Origin of the sequence: Actinoplanes siamensis (assembly GCF_016862395.1) — a bacterium.
GTDB classification, from domain to species: Bacteria; Actinomycetota; Actinomycetes; order Mycobacteriales; family Micromonosporaceae; genus Actinoplanes; species Actinoplanes siamensis.
Genome location: NZ_BOMW01000037.1, coordinates 72,250 through 87,900 on the forward strand (window position 1 = coordinate 72,250; position 15,651 = coordinate 87,900).

Genomic DNA, 15,651 nt, shown 5'->3' on the forward strand with positions numbered 1-15,651 from the left:
ATTACAGTAGCAATTGTCACAGGCTACGTGAGAAGTTCTCGTGTTCCCTCCGCCGCCATTTTGGGAACGGCATTCTGGACATTGACAGCGGACATTTGGTGGAAGGTGTCACATCAATGATGAAGGATCATCATCTTAGGCATGACATCTGCGACTTACGCTTCGCTCGTCATTCCGGCACCGTTCTCGCTGAGCCGTCGCAAGCGTCCTGTCGACTATGCGACTGGGGGATCGACGATGAGGGTGCTGCACGTGATCAGCACTTCCGCGGAGGGCGGCGCCGAACACCAGCTCCGGCTGCTGCTGCACCGGCTGCCGCACGACAGCGAGGTGGTCACGCTCGCCCCGCCCGGCGCCGAGGCCCGGGCCATCGCGGCCGACGGGATTCCGGTGCACGAGCTGAACAGCGACCGCGACACCGACCTCGCGGCGATCGTACGGCTGCGCCGCCTGATCCGCCGCGGCCGGTACGACCTGGTGCACACCCACCTCTACCGCGCGTGCGTGCAGGGCCGGATCGCCGCGCGGCTGGCCGGCGTCCCGCACGTGGTCGCCACCGAACACCACCTGGGCCGGCCCGGCGCCACCCGGCTCGGACCGCTCTACCTGCTCAGCGAACGGTTCGGGGAGATGACGATAGCGGCCACCGCGGCTATCGCCGAACGGCTGCGCGCCCGGGGCGTCCCGGCCGAGCGGATCGCCACCATCCCACGGGCCATCGACCCGGCCGAGTACCGCTTCGACCCCACGCTGCGGGCGGCGGCCCGGGCCCGGCTCGGAGTGGCCGACGACGTGCCGGTGATCGGGACGATCGGGCGGCTCACTCCGGCCAAACGCTTCGACCTGCTGATCCGCGCCGTAGCCGAGGTGCCGGGCGCGGTCCTGCTGCTGGCCGGCGACGGCCCGGCCCGGCCCGCCCTGGAACAGCTGGCGATCATCGAGGGCGTCGCCGGCCGGGTGCTGTTCGCCGGCACGGTCCGCCACCCGCGCGAGATGCTCTGCGCGATGGACGTCTTCGCCTCATCCGACCGGCACACCTGGGGGCTCGCGGTGCTCGAGGCGATCGCCGCCGGGCTGCCCGCGGTCTACGCCACGTGCCCGCCGCTGGAGGAGCGCTCCGCCGCCCGGACACCGGTCCGCGGCACGCACCGGCTCTCCCCGCACGACCCGGAGTCGCTGCCGCGGGCGCTGCGCGCGGAGGTGCTCTGCCTCCGGGAGCGGCACGGCGCGCGGTTGCCGGCCCGCACGGCCGGGCTGCGCTACGACGCCGACCACCTGGCCGCCGCGGTGAGCCGGCTCTACGAGCGGCTCAGCCTGACCGAACCGTGGCCGGGCTGCCCGACACCGCACGGCGGACGCGCGCGGAACGCATGAGCCACTGCCACCCGACGTAGCCGAAGATCGTGCCGATCGTGTTCGACAGCAGATCGTTGACGTCCGCCCAGCGGTTGCCGTGCACGGTCACGATCATCACCAGCTGGGTGATCTCGATGGTCAGGCTGAGCAGGAAACCGATCCGGACCACCCGCAGCCGCTGGTCGATCCCGAAGTTCAGGTGCAGCAGCGCGGCCAGCGGCAGCGTCATCATGGTGTTGAGCACGAAGTCCCGGCGGCGCATGCTGAGCGTCGGCACCAGCAGGATGCGGTACGTCTGGGCGGGCCCCGCGTCGGGACCCCAGGCCAGGTGCGCGGGCAGCATCGTCGCGCCGAGCACCGCCACCGCGTACCAGCAGAGGGCCCAGGCCGCGAGCAGCCGCCTGGCGGTCAGCTCGCCGCGGCGCCGCAGCCAGAGCCAGGACAGCAGCATGAGGATGCCGCCCAGGGGCAACAGCACCGGCAGGGCCGGCACCACGAAGTGTTCAACGCGCATCGGAACCCACGCTACGCGACCCGGTCATGGCCTCCCGGGCTCTTCGGAACGACGCCGTCCGGGCGTCAGCCGCGGTCTTCAGCGGAGCCAACCCTCTTTGCGGGCGATGCGGATGGCGTCGAGGCGGTTACGGGCGCCGGTCTTGGCGATCACCGCGGATAGATAATTCCGCACGGTGCCGCCGGAGAGATAAAGGCGGCCGGCGATCTCCTTCACCGACTCGCCCTCCGCCGCCAGGCCCAGCACTTCCAGCTCCCTGGTACTCAACCCGCGATCGGTGTTCAGCGACGCCGCCTGCAATATCGGCGACACCACCCGCTCCCCCGCCGCCAGCCGCCGCACCGAATCCGCCAGCGACGACGCCGCGGCGCTCTTGAGGAGGAAGTTCATCCCCCCGTTCCACCGGCGGGGCGGCAGCATGCCCCGCTTCGACGGGTCGCACAGCAGCAGCGTCGCGCAGGACGGGATCGCGGTGTGCAACTCGTCGGCGACCGGCAGCACCTGACTCACCATGTACTCCGTGTCGATCACGATCACCGCGGGCCAGAGCTGCGCCGCGCGGGGCGCCAGCTCACCGTTGAAGGGCAGGGTGGTGACGTAATGCATGTCGGGTTCCGTCTCCAGGAACGTGCGCACCGGGACACCGAAGTAACCCTCGTCTCTCACCACCACGACCCGGATCATCAACACCACCCTCGTCGATGGGCGCAGGCCCGCGGCCCGCGCCAGACCCCGTCTGGAACGCTCGACGCACTAATTCTCGGAGACTCGCGGTTCATTCTGCGAGTGCTGCACGAGTCGATCCGATAAAGATCTCCAACGGTACGGCCCGGCGCAGGTCAAAACATTTTCGTGCCACAACCGCCGACACGGCCACACACATAAAGTAACCGCCGGAAACGCTGCGTGCACGTTCTGTCGGCCGTTCGACGGAGTCAAGTCCACCAGATCAACGAATCCCCAGCCCAGAACGTGCGCAGCAGTCCGTGGGCACCCATCAGAAATCATCATCAAAACCGCACAAACTCACCATACCGGACAGTCATCCCCTCATTTTCACTCCCCCACGATCACGCCCGACATCGTCAACGCCCGCTCGACAGCCAGAAATCGATCACCACAAGACCGTTTCCGAATATCGAATGGATCGCCCTCCCTGATCCCCCGAACCCGGAACAACCCCATCCATGCCTCACCACCGGCCACCCGCGTCCGGCTGGCATCCAGAGGCCCCCGAGATCACACCTATTGCCACCGGCCGCCTCACCCGGCCGCACGCGGCGCCCAAGGCGCGTGGCGTGGCGGGAGCGAATGTCGCCGGGCCGCGCGGCACGGTGCACAGCGGGCGGCGCGACAGCACGGCACACAGCGGGCGCGGGCGCCTGGCAGCGCACGCCGGGCGCCCGACAGCGCGCCGCCCGTGACGGGAGCGCAGGCGGCGGGACGGGAGCGCAGGCGGCGTGACGGGAGCGCAGGCGGCGGGACGGTCCGCGACGGGCGCGGGCCACATGACGGGAACGCGGGCGGCACGCGGAGGCGGCGAGGGGGGACACGACGCTACGGGGACGGTGTTCCACCGGGACGGTGAGGTGGGGGGACTGATGGACAGAGCGCGCGGAAACGGCGCAGGCGCCCCCGGCAGAACCGGGAGCGCCTGCAGCGAACCGAAAAACCTCAGTGCATGACGATCGGCGCCGGCGCGGCGCCCTCCTGCGACGTGGCGGAGCGCTGGGCCCGGCGCGGCAGGAAGAAGGCCGGGATCAGCGTCATCAGCGTGAGAACGAAGCCGACCCAGAACGTCGTCGCGAACGAGTCGGCGACGAACTGCAGGCCGCGGTGCAGCAGGTCCGGCGGGATCTGCTGGGCGAGGGCCGGGTTCTGCTGGGCGCCGATCGCCGCGCCCGCCTCGGTGACCGCGCTGCCGTCCGGGGCCTTGGCGCCGGGGATGACCGCGGAGTCGTTGAGCTGGTTGGTCAGGATCACCGACATCATCGCGGTGCCGACCGAGCCGGCGATCTGCTGCAGGATGTTGAGCAGCGTGGAGCCCCGCGCCACCTCGTGGTTCGTCAGCGTCTTCAGCGCCGAGGTCATGATCGGCATCATGGTGCCGCCCATGCCCAGACCCATCACGAACAGCGAACCGCACAGCAGCACGTACGACGTGTCCGTCCCGACCTGGGTGAACGTGAAGAACCCGGCCGCGATCAGGAGCAGCGCGAACGGGACCGTGCGCCCCACCGGCACCTTGTCGGCCAGCATGCCGGCGATCGGCATGGTGACCATGGCGCCGATGCCCTGCGGGGCCATCAGCAGCCCGGCGTCGAGCGTCGACTCACCGCGCACCTGCAGGAAGTAGCTCGGGAAGAGCAGTCCGGCGCCCATGAAGGCGACGGTGAAGACCGCCAGCGTGATCGTCGCGACGGTCAGGTTGCGGTTGCGCAGCAGCCGCAGGTCGAGCAGCGGGTGCGCGGGCTTGAACGAGTAGAACACGAACCCGATCACCAGCAGTCCGCCGAGCAGCATCGGCAGCCACACCTTGGTGGCGCCGAACCGGCCCTCCTCGGGCAGGGAGGACACTCCGTACAGGAAGGCGGCGAGACCCGGGGAGAGCATCAGCATGCCGAGGAAGTCGAACGACTCGGACGGCTCGGGGTTGTCCCTCTCCAGCGCCCACCACGCGTAGACCAGCGCGATCGCGCCGATCGGCAGGTTGATCAGGAAGATCCAGTGCCAGCTGGCCACGTCGATCAGCCAGCCGCCGAGGATGGGGCCGCCGATCGGGCCGAGCAGCATCGGGATGCCGAGCACGGCCATCAGCCGGCCGATGCGCTCCGGACCGGCCGCCCGCGTCATGATCGTCATGCCGAGCGGCATCAGCATGCCGCCGCCCAGGCCCTGCAGCACCCGGTAGCCGACGAGCTGGCCGACGTTGTCGGCGGTGGAGCAGAGCACCGACCCGATGGTGAACAGCAGCAGCGCGGTCATGTAGAGCCGCTTGGTGCCGAACCGGTCGGCCGCCCAGCCGGTCATCGGGATGACCGTGGCCAGGGCCAGCGTGTAACCGGTCATGGTCCACGCGACCTGCGCGTAGGTCGCGCCGAACTCGGACTGGAAGGTGGGCAGCGCGACGCTGACCACGGTGACGTCGAGGATCGACATGATCGCGCCGAGAACCACGACGCCGGCGATCTTGAGAACGGCGGCGTCCAGCTTCGCCGGCGCAGCCTCTGCTTGACTGGTCAAAAGAAACTCCAAACGCCGCGTGGGCGCACGCGGCGGATCGTCCGGACTCATCCGGCGGGAGCAGCCCCCTGACCCGCCGTGTCTCGCGCAGGAGCCTAGCGGGCGTACTCCGTGCTCACCGCCCATTTATCCGGCTCCCGACTGTGTCCCTCCCCACTGATCGGGCGTTTCGGCCACACGGGACGAGAACAGCACACCGAGCCCGTCGACGGCCCCGTGCCCGGCGGCCGGCGTGAGCAGACCGCCGCCGAGCGCCCGCAGCGCGCCCAGCGCCACGCCGGCGCCGATCGCGTCGGTCCACGGCCGTTCCGGCGCCGGTGGTCGATGGCGCCGGACGGCCGGGAGCCCGGTCGCAGACCCCGGTGTCGATCGGGCGGACCACCCTGATGAGGAGCGGCCGGGCAGCCGGCCCGTCCGCGGTGATCCACGGTGGACGGCATCGGCCGGTTCTCCTGGAGACGTGCGTACCCGGAGCGCGATTCGAACGCGCACTGCCACCGTTCTGAGCGGTGTGCCTCCTGCCTGTTGGGCTACCCGGGCGTGGTCCCCGCGGCGGGACGGGGAGCCGGCGGCCGGCACGAAGGTGCCATCCACTGTGGATTTGTCGAAAGACGCACGGGCGGCAGGATTCGAACCCGCACCTGACAGATGTGGAGGCTGCCGCTCTGCGGTTGAGCTACACCCGTGGGAAAAGAAGAACCGCCCGGTCCCGGCTCGGGAGGGCGGCTGATCGACGCTAGCCGGACTGCTAGCCTCGCCACCGCCTCGAAGCCGTCAGCGACTCCGGAAGGGTCAGACCGGATCGCGTCAGGGGCCCCTCGCCACGCGGCATCAGCCGCCGCGTCCCGGTCGAGGCCTGCCACCGCATGATCGCTTCTCCTTCGTGATCGGGGCCTTCCGGGCCCCGGCTCGCTCGTGCCGATCACGTTAGGTCCCCTTTGCGGGGAGCGGCAACGCATTTACGACACGGCTTCGGGTATACGGCCGGGCATGAGCGATCTTGAACCCGAGGGCTTCGCCGAGTTCGTGACCACCGACGGACCCGGGTCGGCGGACGCCGGCGAGCAGGGGTCCGGCGACGCCGGCCGGCCGGAACCCGACGAGCCCGAGCTGCGTGGGCGGCCCGAGCCGGTGAACGATCTCATCCAGCGCTCCGCGGAGGAGCCGGACGAGGAAACCTACCGATAGGGCGACGCCGGGCCCCGCTCAGCCGGGGCCCGGCGTGCCGCCGTCGTCTCAGACCTCGACCGGGGAGAGCTCGGGGAGCGCCACCGGCGCCGGGGTGACGGCCGGCTTGCGGCCCGACGGCACCAGCAGCGCGACCAGGAAAGCCAGCGCACTGGCCCCGGCGAGCAGCAGGAACGCCTCGGTGTACCCGGACTCGGCGGGCAGTCCTCCGGCTCCGGCGTGCCCGGTGACCACGGAGCTGACCACCGCGGTGCCGATCGAGGCGCCGATGGTCCGGATGTTGGTGTTCATCCCGCTCGCCACGCCGGTCTGGCTCCTCGGCACGCTCTGCACGATCAGGTTGACCATCGACGAGTAGAGCAGGCCGAGGCCGATCCCGAAGACCGCGCCGGTGAGCGCGACCATCGCCCGGCTGTCGTGGGCCAGCGCGAGGCTCAGCGCGGACAGCGTGCCCAGCCCGGCGCCGATCAGCAGCTGCGCCTTGTTGCCGACCCAGCGGGTGAGCGGCCCACTGACCGAGCCGGACACCGCCATGGTCACCATCATCGGCAGCATCAGCAGCCCGGCGCCGGTGACGGTGGCGCCGAAGCCGTAACCCGTGCTGGCCGGGACCTGCACGAGCTGCGGCAGGAAGGCGAAGACGCCGAACATCGCGGCGCCGAAGAGCAGCGCGACCAGGTTCGTGGTCCAGACCGCGGGCAGGCGCATCATCCGCATGTCGATCAGCGGCTCGGCGGAGCGCAGCTCGCTGACCATCCAGGCGGCGAAGAAGACCAGGGCGAGAGCGAACGATCCGAGAGTACGGCCGGAGGCCCAGCCCCAGCTCGCGCCCTTGCTCAGCGGCAGCAGCAGAGCGACCAGCCAGCCGGCCAGCAGCACCGCGGAAACCCAGTTGATCCGGCCACCGCCACCGGCCGGCGACTTCGGGATCACCCGCCAGGCGACGACGGTGACCAGGGTGACGGCGACCATCGGGATCCAGAACAGCCAGCGCCAGTCGAGCCAGCCGACGATCGGGCCGGCCAGCACGATGCCGACGCCGCTGCCGCTGGCGATGACCGCGGCCAGGACGCCGATCGCGGAGGAGACCCGGGCCGGCGGATACACGTCCCGGATGATGCCGAAGGAGACCGGGAAGACGGCGGCGCCCAGGCCCTGCACGACGCGGGCGACGATGAGCACTGTCACGTTCGGGGCGATCGCGGCGAGCAGGCAGCCCAGCGCGATGGCGCCGAGCGCGACCAGCAGGGTGCGGTCCTTGCCGATCAGGTCGGCGATCCGGCCCATCAGCGGGGTGGCCACCGAGGCGGCGAGCAGCCAGGCGGTCAGCACCCAGGTGACCGTGCCGGTGGTGGTGGACAGGTCCTGCCGGATGGTCGGCAGCACCGGGGTGACCAGGGACTGCATGAGGGCGAACGCGGCGGCGGCGGCCGCCAGCACCGTGAAGGTGACACGCGGGGTCGCCTGATAAAGTCGAGGCATGCCTCCAGATTAGTGGAGGGAGGCCTCCGGTTTGCAACCCGTTCCCGCCGGAGGTGATGTGAGGAGGGTCTCCATGCCTGACGTGCCGGTCGCGGTGCGCCGCCCGCAGCGCGCCGACGCGCGCCGCAACTACGACGCGCTGCTCGCCGCCGCCCGCGACACCTTCGCCGAGAGCAGCACCGACGCCTCGCTGGAGGAGATCGCCCGGCGCGCCGGCGTGGGCATCGGCACGCTCTACCGCAACTTCCCGACCCGCCGCGACCTCTTCGAGGCCGTCTACGTCGAGGAGATCAACCAGCTCGGCGCGGCCGCCGAGGCGGTCGCCGCGCTGCCGCCGTGGGAGGCGCTGCGCTCCTGGCTGGACCGCTTCGTGCGGTACGTGGTGACCAAGCGCGCCGTGATCGACGCGCTGAACCGGGAGTCGGAGCTGTTCAAGGCCTGTCGCACCGCCATGTACGCGGCCGGCGAGCCGCTGCTGGAGCGCGCCCGGGCAGCCGGCGAGGTCCGCCCGGACGCCAGCTTCGACGACCTGCTGCGGATGATCTCCGGCCTGGTGTCCGGCACCTTCGTCGACGAGCAACAGCGCGACCGGGTGCTCGGTTTCGCGCTGGACGGGATCCGCAACCGGTGACCGTCGCCGCCCCGCGGCAGGGCAGCGCGTGCGAGACCCCGGCCGAGCGCTGAGCCGGACCGGGCCCCAGGCCGTACCCCCGTCGCCGTCGAACTCGCGCCGGGCATGCCCGGCGCCCGGCCGACCTCAGGCCTGCCCGGCGGCCAGGACCTGGCCGTTCCCGGTGAAATCCGGATCCGGCACGGGTCTGCCGAAGAAGTAGCCCTGCGCGAACTCGTAGCCGAGATCCCGCAGGTAGGCCGCCTGCTCCGCGGTCTCGACGCCCTCCGCGACCGCGCGCAGCCCGAGCCCCTTGCTGACGTGGATCAGCGCGTCCACGATCACCGCCCGGCCACCGCCCTCGATGATCTCGTCGACGAACGACTTGTCGACCTTGAGCACGTCGACCGGGACGGTCCGCAGCAGGCCCAGCGACGAGTGGCCGGTGCCGAAGTCGTCGAGCGCGATGCCCACCCCGGCGCCGTGCAGCGTCTCCACCGCCTGCACCGCGGTCCCGCCGCCGAACAGCGCGGTCTCGGTCACCTCGACCAGCAGTTGCGCCGGTTCCATGCCGGCCTCCGCGATGATCCCGGCCACCACCGTGGGGAACCCCGGCTCGCTCAGCTGCCGGGCGGAGACGTTGACGCTGATGTAACTGGGCGCGTCAGCTCCCAGCTCCCGGCGCCAGGCGGCGAACCGGTGACAGGACGTGCGCATGACGAACTCGCCGAGCTCGACGATCAGGCCGTTGTCCTCGGCCACCGGGACGAAGTCGGCCGGGCTGACGAACCCGCGGACCGGATGCCGCCAGCGCACCAGCGCCTCGCACGCCCGGACCCGCCCGGTCCGCAGTTCCACGATCGGCTGGTAGACGACGTGGAAGTCGCCGTCGTCCAGGCTGTGCCGCAGGTCGGCGCCGAGCCGGGCGGTCTCGTCAGCGCGCTCGTCCAGGTCGGCGTGGTAGACCATGAGCTGGCTGCCGGCCGCCTTGGCGGCGTACCGGGCGGTATCCGCCCGGCGCACCAGCTCGGGCACCGGCACCGCGTCGCCCTCCTCGCTGTCGGCCACCCCGAAGCGCGCGTTGAGCAGCAGCTCGTGCTCGCCCGAGACGACCGGCCGGCGCAGCAGGTCGACCAGCCGGCCGACCACCGCGTCGCCCTCGCCGTCGCGGGTGTCCACCGCCAGGACGGCGAACTCGTCGGCGCCCATCCGGGCCACCGTGTCCCCCTCGCGCAGCGAGGCGCGCAGCCGCCCGGCCACCGCGGCCAGCGCCTGGTCGCCGGCGGCGCGGCCGAGCCGGTCGTTGACGTGCTTGAAACCGGCCAGGTCGATCATGACGAGCCGGCACGGGCCGGCCGCCACGCCCCGGGCCGCGTCCTCCTCGAACGCGCGCCGGTTCGGCAATCCGGTCAGATCGTCGCGCATCGCCAGGTCGCGCAGCCTGCGGGCCTGGCTGTGGGCGCGCCGGATGTACCCCGACATCCGCGTCACGACCAGCACGAACAGCGCCATCGAGCCGGTACCGACGGCGAGCCAGCTCATCCGGCCGCCGCCGTGCTCGCCCTGCACCAGCAGGATCGCCGGGACCAGCAGCATCGAGGCGGTCAGCACGACCAGCCGGCTCCAGCCCAGGCTGTCGCTCTCCTCGGCGTGGCCGGCGGTGGGAGCCGGGTGGGCGGCCGCGGCCGCCCAGAAGACGTAGGCCAGCAGATAACCCGAGTAGACGTACGACCCGGCGGTCTCCATCACCGCCGGCAGCAGCGTGTAAACCGCGTTGCAGACCAGGGTGACCACACCGCCCAGGGTGAGCAGCCACATCCCGGCACTGTGCGGGCCGCGGCGCAGCAGCATCGGCGCCAGCAGCGCGCAGAGCAGCACACCCATCGTCGGGTAGCCGGCGGTGACCGCGCGGGCCAGCAGCGGCATGGTGTCGTCGGCCACGATCGGTTCGATCACGAACGTCCAGTACGCGATCCCGACGCTGATCGCCACGATCGCCGAGTCGATCAGGTTGCCCGGCCAGAACGACCCGCGCCGCCGGGTGAGCAGGAACAGCGCTGTCGTCAGCAGCGGGTAGGCGCCCAGGTAGAACGCGTCCGCCCAGGAGGGATAGCTGCCTGCGCCCTGCGTCGCGTAGACCAGGTCCCCGGCCACCCAGGTGGCCACGCCGGCCACGAACACCCACCAACCCGGCTGCTCGGACCGGTCGCGGCGGCGTGCGCCGGCGACCATCATCGCGCAGACCGCGAGGGAGAGCAGGAAGGAGAGGAGGACCGCGATCCAGCCGTACGGCAGCAGCGACCACCCGGCCACGGCGACCGTGCCACCCAGCAGCCAGGCGAGCCACCACGGGGGATGCCGCAGACCCGTCACATCCGGACTGTTCGGCACGTCACCGGTGAAGTTGAGCGCCACGCGAAGAAGGTCGGACCTATGCCGATTCCGGCCATCGAGTGGGCGTCCCGCGTCCAGGCCAGGTACGCGCCAAGAAACTGCCGGTCACCGCCCGGGGGCCGGCTGACTCAGGACGGGCGGTACTCGACCTCGGGACGGCCCGGGCCGCCGTACCGGGGTGTCCGGATCGCCCGGCCGGACTCGGTCAGGTGCTCCAGGTAGCGGCGGGCCGTGACCCGCGACGTGCCGGTCCGGGCCGCCGCCTCGGCCGCGGACAGGCCCGGCGCCGCCCGCAGCGCGGTCAGGACCAGATCGAACGTCGCCGCGTCCAGGCCCTTCGGCAGCGTGTCCGGGGGACTGCCACGCAGGGTGGCGAAGACCCGGTCGATCTCGTGCTGGGCGGCCACCTCGGTGGCCTGGCGGACCTGGTCGCGGTAGCGGGCGTAGCGGTCCAGCTTGTCGCGGAACGCCGCGAACGTGAACGGCTTCAGCAGGTAGTGCGTGACGCCCAGGGCGACCGCCTGGCGCACCATCGCCAGGTCGCGGTTCGAGGTCACCGCGAGCACGTCCGCGCCGCTCCCGGCGGCCCGCAGGGTGCGGGCCAGGTCCAGGCCGGGACGGTCCGGGAGACGGAGATCCAGCAGGATCAGATCGACTTCCCGGGTACGCAGGACCGCCAGCGCCTCCCGTGCGGTGTGCGCGACGCCGACCACAGTGAACCCGTCGACGCGCTCGGTGTAGACGCGGTGCGCCTGGGCGATCAGCGGCTCGTCGTCGACCACCAGCACGCGGATCACGACGGCACCGGGATTCGAACCGTCAGGACCGCGCCGTGGCCCGGCGCCGAGTCGATGGCGTACCCACCGCCGTGCCTCTGCGTGATCTGCCGGACCAGGGACAACCCGACGCCGCGGCCGGGTCCCGGCTTGGTCGACCAGCCGCGGCGGAAGGCCGCGTCGGCCTGTTGCGGGGTCAGGCCCGGCCCGGTGTCGCCGACCTCGACCACCACCGTGCCCTCCTCCTGCCGGACCAGCACCCGCACCCGGCGCGGCGCGCCGGGCTCCACCCCGGCCACCGCCTCCAGCGCGTTGTCGACCAGATTGCCGACGACGGTGAGCAGGTCACGCGCCGGCAGCGGCGAACCGTTCACCTGCGACGCGGGATCGACGGTCAGCTCGACGCCGCGCTCGGCCGCCTGAGCCGACTTGCCGAGCAGCAGCGCCGCCAGGGCCGGTTCCCGGACCGCGCCGACCACCTCGTCGGTCAGCTGCTGGGCCAGCGCGAGCTCCTCGGTGCCGAGCCGGATCGCCTCCTCCGGCTGTCCGAGTTCGACCAGGGTCAGCACGGTGTGCAGGCGGTTCGCGGCCTCGTGCGCCTGGGCCCGCAGCGCCTCGGTCAGGCCGCGCACCGAGTCCAGCTCGCCGGTGAGCTGCCGCAGCTCGGTGTGGTCGCGCAGGGTCAGCACGCTGCCCTGCGAGTCGGCGGTCATCAGGTGGCTGGCGACCAGGATCCGGTCGCCGGCCACGATCGGCTCGTCGACAGTGGTGCGCCGCGCCGCTATCAGGTCGGCCACCTCGCCGGGCAGCCGCGGCGGGTCGGTGTCCAGATCCAGCAGCCGCCGCGCCTCGTCGTTGATCAGCTCGATCGTCCCGTCCCGGCCGGCCACCACCAGACCCTCGCGGACCGAGTGCAGGACCGCGTCGTAGTACTCGTACATCCGGGTCATCTCGGCCGGGCCCAGGCCGTGGGTCTGCCGGCGCAGGCGGCGGCTGAGCACCCAGGCGCCGGTGGCGGCCAGCAGCAGCGCCGCCGCGGTGCCGGACGCCACCGCGGGCACCTGGGCCTGCAGCGAGCGGTTGATCGTGGCGCTGCGGATGCCGACCGACACCAGGCCCACGATCGCGCCGGACCTGGCACGGATCGGCACCACCGTGCGCCACGAGTCGCCGAGACTGCCCCGGTACTCCTCCACGACCACGCCGCCGGCCAGCGCGCCGGCCACCGTGCCGGCGAACGGCTGGCCGATCAGCCTGGTGTTCGGGTGCGTGTACCGGGTCCGGTCCGGGGCCATCACCACGATGAAGTCGGTGCCGGTGGCCAGGCGCGTCGTCTCGGCGTACGGCTGCAGGACGCTCGTCGGGTCCGCCGAGCGCAACGCGGCGACCACCTCCGGCGAGTGCGCGATGGTCTCGGCCACCGCTGTCACCTCGCCGATCGCCGCGTTGCGGGCATCCCGCCGGGCGAGCAGCACCGCCCCGGTGGTGCAGACCGCCACCAGCAGGGTCACCACCAGCACCTGCAGCGCGAACAACTGCCGCGCGATACTCCAACGACGGGTCATGCCAGGCCGTTCTGCCGATCCGGGACATCAAGGGCGATGAACAGAATGACCGTAATCGTGATCCCCGCTGAGACCTAGACCACAGTCGACGCCCATGAAGGATCGCACCCGGTATCTGTACCCCGCCGTGATCGTGGCCGTGCTCCTCGGCATAGCCGTCGGCCTGCTCGCGCCGGAGACGGCGGTGGAGCTGAAGCCGATCGGCACCGGATTCGTCAACCTCATCAAGATGATGATCAGCCCGGTCATCTTCTGCACGCTCGTGCTCGGCGTCGGCTCGGTCCGGCAGGCCGCCAAGGTCGGCAAGGTCGGCGGTCTCACCCTCGGCTACTTCCTCACCATGTCCACCGTGGCCCTCGCGATCGGCCTGATCGTCGGCAACATCGTCCACCCGGGATCCGGGCTGCACCTGGACGCCTCGATCGCCGAGGCCGGGCAGAAACAGGTCGGCGAGACCGCCGGCGAGACCACCGCCGACTTCCTGCTCGGCATCATCCCGACCACGCTGATCTCCCCGCTGGTCGGCAGCGAGGTGCTGCAGACCCTGCTGGTCGCGCTGCTGATCGGCTTCGCGCTGCAGTCGATGGGCGAGCGGGCGCAGCCGGTGCTGACCGCGATAGGCGTCTTCCAGCGGTTGGTCTTCCGGGTCCTGGCGATGCTGATGTGGCTGGCCCCGATCGGCGCGTTCGGCGCGATCGCCGCGGTGGTCGGCTCGGCCGGCGTGGACGCGCTGATCAGCCTCGGGCAGATCATGCTCGGCTTCTACCTGACCTGCGTGATCTTCGTGTTCGCGGTGCTCGGCCCGTTGCTCTGGCTGGTCGCCCGGGTCAACCTCTGGCGGTTCTTCCGCTACCTCGGCCGCGAGTTCCTGCTGATCCTGTCCACCTCCTCGTCCGAGTCGGCGCTGCCCCGCCTGATCGCCAAGATGGAGCACGTCGGCGTCAGCAAGCCGGTCGTCGGCATCGCGGTGCCGACCGGGTACTCGTTCAACCTCGACGGCACCGCGATCTACCTGACCATGGCGTCGCTGTTCATCGCCCAGGCGATGGACCAGCCGCTCGCCATCGGCGAACAGATCTCCCTGCTGCTGTTCATGATCATCGCGTCCAAGGGCGCCGCCGGAGTCACCGGCGCCGGCCTGGCCACGCTCGCCGGCGGCCTGCAGACGCACCGGCCGGAACTGGTCGACGGCGTCGGCCTGATCGTCGGCATCGACCGGTTCATGTCCGAGGCGCGGGCGCTCACCAACTTCGCCGGCAACGCCGTGGCCACCGTGCTGATCGGCGCCTGGACCAGGGAGTTCGACCGGGACCGGGCGCAGCGGGTGCTCAGCGGCCACGACCCGTTCGACGAGGCCACCATGCTCGACGACGACCACGCGACCAGCGCTGCCCAGGAGAAGGAGGCGACCGCCGGCGCCTCCTGACAGAGCGCTGGCACGGCTCCCCCGGCCCCCGGGGAGCCGTGCCAGCGCCATGTGCGGATCATGCCAGCACGGCCCCGCAGTCTTCCCCTGACGACGAATGAGGGGGAGCGGGAATCGTGGACGATCTCGTAGTGCGCGCCGAGGGGTTGCGCAAACGCTTCGGCACCACCCAGGCGCTCGACGGGGTGGACCTGGCCATGCGCCGGGGCACGGTGCTCGGCGTGCTGGGACCCAACGGGGCCGGCAAGACGACAGCGGTACGGGTGCTGGCGACCCTGCTGCGCCCGGACGCGGGCACCGCTCACGTAGCCGGCGTCGACGTGCTGCGCGAGCCGCAGAAGGTGCGCCGCCGGATCGGCCTCACCGGCCAGTACGCGTCGGTCGACGAGGACCTGACCGGCACCCAGAACCTGGTGCTGATCGGCCAGCTGCTCGACCTGCGCAGCCGGGACGCCAGGAAGCGGGCGGCCGAGCTGCTCGCCTGGTTCGACCTGACCGAGGCGGCGGGACGGCCGGCCAAGACCTACTCCGGTGGCATGCGCCGCCGCCTCGACCTGGCCGCCAGCCTGGTCGGCCACCCCGAGGTGATCTTCCTGGACGAGCCGACCACCGGCCTCGACCCGGCCAAGCGCGAGGACATGTGGGGCGTCGTGCGCACCCAGGTGGCGCAGGGCTCCAGCGTGCTGCTCACCACGCAGTACCTGGAGGAGGCCGACGCGCTGGCCGACGAGATCGTCGTGGTGGACCACGGCCGGGTCATCGCCCAGGACACCCCGGACGGGCTCAAGCGGCGCGTCGGCGGGCAGACCCTGCGCATCCGGCCCGCCGACCCGGCCCGGCTGCCCGACGTGCTGCGGCTGCTCGACGCGGTCGCCTCACCCGGCACCAGCGCCGCGCCGGACGGCGCGGCCGGATCCCGGCCCGGCGCCGCCTCCGTGCCGGTCACCGCCGACACCGCGCTCGACGACGTCGTCCCGGCGCTGCGCCGGGACGGCATCGAGGTCAACGAGCTGGGCCTGCACCTGCCCAGCCTGGACGAGGTGTTCCACACGCTCACCGGCGGAGAGACCAAGAAGGAGGCCCTGGTATGACCGCCT

The 15,651-nt window shown here is 71.7% G+C and carries 12 protein-coding genes and 2 tRNA genes; 5 read left to right on the forward strand and 9 right to left on the reverse strand.

From position 1 onward, the window contains the following. Positions 1-237 precede the first annotated feature (237 nt). Positions 238-1,374 carry a glycosyltransferase gene (locus Asi03nite_RS20660; RefSeq protein ID WP_203682064.1) on the forward strand — a complete coding sequence of 379 codons (1,137 nt, stop codon included), beginning with the start codon at positions 238-240 and terminating at the stop codon, positions 1,372-1,374. On the opposite strand, the gene Asi03nite_RS20665 is transcribed toward Asi03nite_RS20660, so the two are convergent. The 5 genes from Asi03nite_RS20665 to Asi03nite_RS20685 all read right to left on the reverse strand — a co-directional run bounded on the left by Asi03nite_RS20665 (position 1,310) and on the right by Asi03nite_RS20685 (position 5,799). Further along, on the reverse strand, positions 1,310-1,870 hold the full coding sequence (locus tag Asi03nite_RS20665; protein WP_203682065.1) for a VanZ family protein: 561 nt from the start codon (positions 1,868-1,870) through the stop codon (positions 1,310-1,312). The genes Asi03nite_RS20660 and Asi03nite_RS20665 overlap by 65 nt on opposite strands. 78 nt (positions 1,871-1,948) lie before the next feature. Then, positions 1,949-2,554 carry a helix-turn-helix transcriptional regulator gene (locus tag Asi03nite_RS20670; RefSeq protein ID WP_203682066.1) on the reverse strand — a complete coding sequence of 202 codons (606 nt, stop codon included), beginning with the start codon at positions 2,552-2,554 and terminating at the stop codon, positions 1,949-1,951. A gap of 990 nt (positions 2,555-3,544) precedes the next feature. After that, positions 3,545-5,113, reverse strand: a complete 1,569-nt coding sequence (locus tag Asi03nite_RS20675) for a DHA2 family efflux MFS transporter permease subunit (RefSeq protein ID WP_373872144.1) — start codon at positions 5,111-5,113, stop codon at positions 3,545-3,547. A 465-nt stretch (positions 5,114-5,578) separates the two neighbouring features. Beyond that, positions 5,579-5,653 (reverse strand) — tRNA-Leu (locus tag Asi03nite_RS20680). A 74-nt stretch (positions 5,654-5,727) separates the two neighbouring features. Beyond that, a tRNA-Trp gene (locus Asi03nite_RS20685) sits at positions 5,728-5,799 on the reverse strand. Between the two features lie 304 nt (positions 5,800-6,103). On the opposite strand from Asi03nite_RS20685, the gene Asi03nite_RS20690 reads away from it, so the two are divergent. After that, positions 6,104-6,301 (forward strand): hypothetical protein, encoded by a 198-nt coding sequence (locus Asi03nite_RS20690; protein WP_203682068.1) that lies wholly within the window; start codon positions 6,104-6,106, stop codon positions 6,299-6,301. Positions 6,302-6,349: 48 nt separating this feature from the next. Here the strand turns inward: Asi03nite_RS20690 and Asi03nite_RS20695 are convergent, their stop codons facing one another. Next, a complete protein-coding gene (locus tag Asi03nite_RS20695; protein ID WP_203682069.1) occupies positions 6,350-7,783 on the reverse strand; it encodes an MFS transporter in 1,434 nt (477 codons plus the stop codon). 73 nt (positions 7,784-7,856) lie between these two features. Between Asi03nite_RS20695 and Asi03nite_RS20700 the strand changes: the two genes are divergently transcribed. After that, positions 7,857-8,414, forward strand: a complete 558-nt coding sequence (locus Asi03nite_RS20700) for a TetR/AcrR family transcriptional regulator (RefSeq protein WP_203682070.1) — start codon at positions 7,857-7,859, stop codon at positions 8,412-8,414. Between the two features lie 126 nt (positions 8,415-8,540). On the opposite strand, the gene Asi03nite_RS20705 is transcribed toward Asi03nite_RS20700, so the two are convergent. The 3 genes from Asi03nite_RS20705 to Asi03nite_RS20715 form a co-directional block, all read right to left on the reverse strand. Next, positions 8,541-10,808 carry a putative bifunctional diguanylate cyclase/phosphodiesterase gene (locus Asi03nite_RS20705; protein WP_239102810.1) on the reverse strand — a complete coding sequence of 756 codons (2,268 nt, stop codon included), beginning with the start codon at positions 10,806-10,808 and terminating at the stop codon, positions 8,541-8,543. Between the two features lie 107 nt (positions 10,809-10,915). Continuing rightward, positions 10,916-11,584, reverse strand: a complete 669-nt coding sequence (locus tag Asi03nite_RS20710) for a response regulator (protein ID WP_203682071.1) — start codon at positions 11,582-11,584, stop codon at positions 10,916-10,918. Next, positions 11,581-13,128 (reverse strand): sensor histidine kinase, encoded by a 1,548-nt coding sequence (locus Asi03nite_RS20715; RefSeq protein ID WP_203682072.1) that lies wholly within the window; start codon positions 13,126-13,128, stop codon positions 11,581-11,583. Before Asi03nite_RS20715 ends, Asi03nite_RS20710 begins: the two co-directional genes overlap by 4 nt. A 94-nt stretch (positions 13,129-13,222) precedes the next feature. Between Asi03nite_RS20715 and Asi03nite_RS20720 the strand changes: the two genes are divergently transcribed. Continuing rightward, positions 13,223-14,554, forward strand: a complete 1,332-nt coding sequence (locus Asi03nite_RS20720) for a cation:dicarboxylate symporter family transporter (RefSeq protein WP_203682073.1) — start codon at positions 13,223-13,225, stop codon at positions 14,552-14,554. Between the two features lie 116 nt (positions 14,555-14,670). Continuing rightward, positions 14,671-15,645, forward strand: coding sequence for an ATP-binding cassette domain-containing protein (locus Asi03nite_RS20725; protein ID WP_203682074.1), 975 nt, complete (start codon positions 14,671-14,673; stop codon positions 15,643-15,645). Positions 15,646-15,651 lie beyond the last annotated feature (6 nt).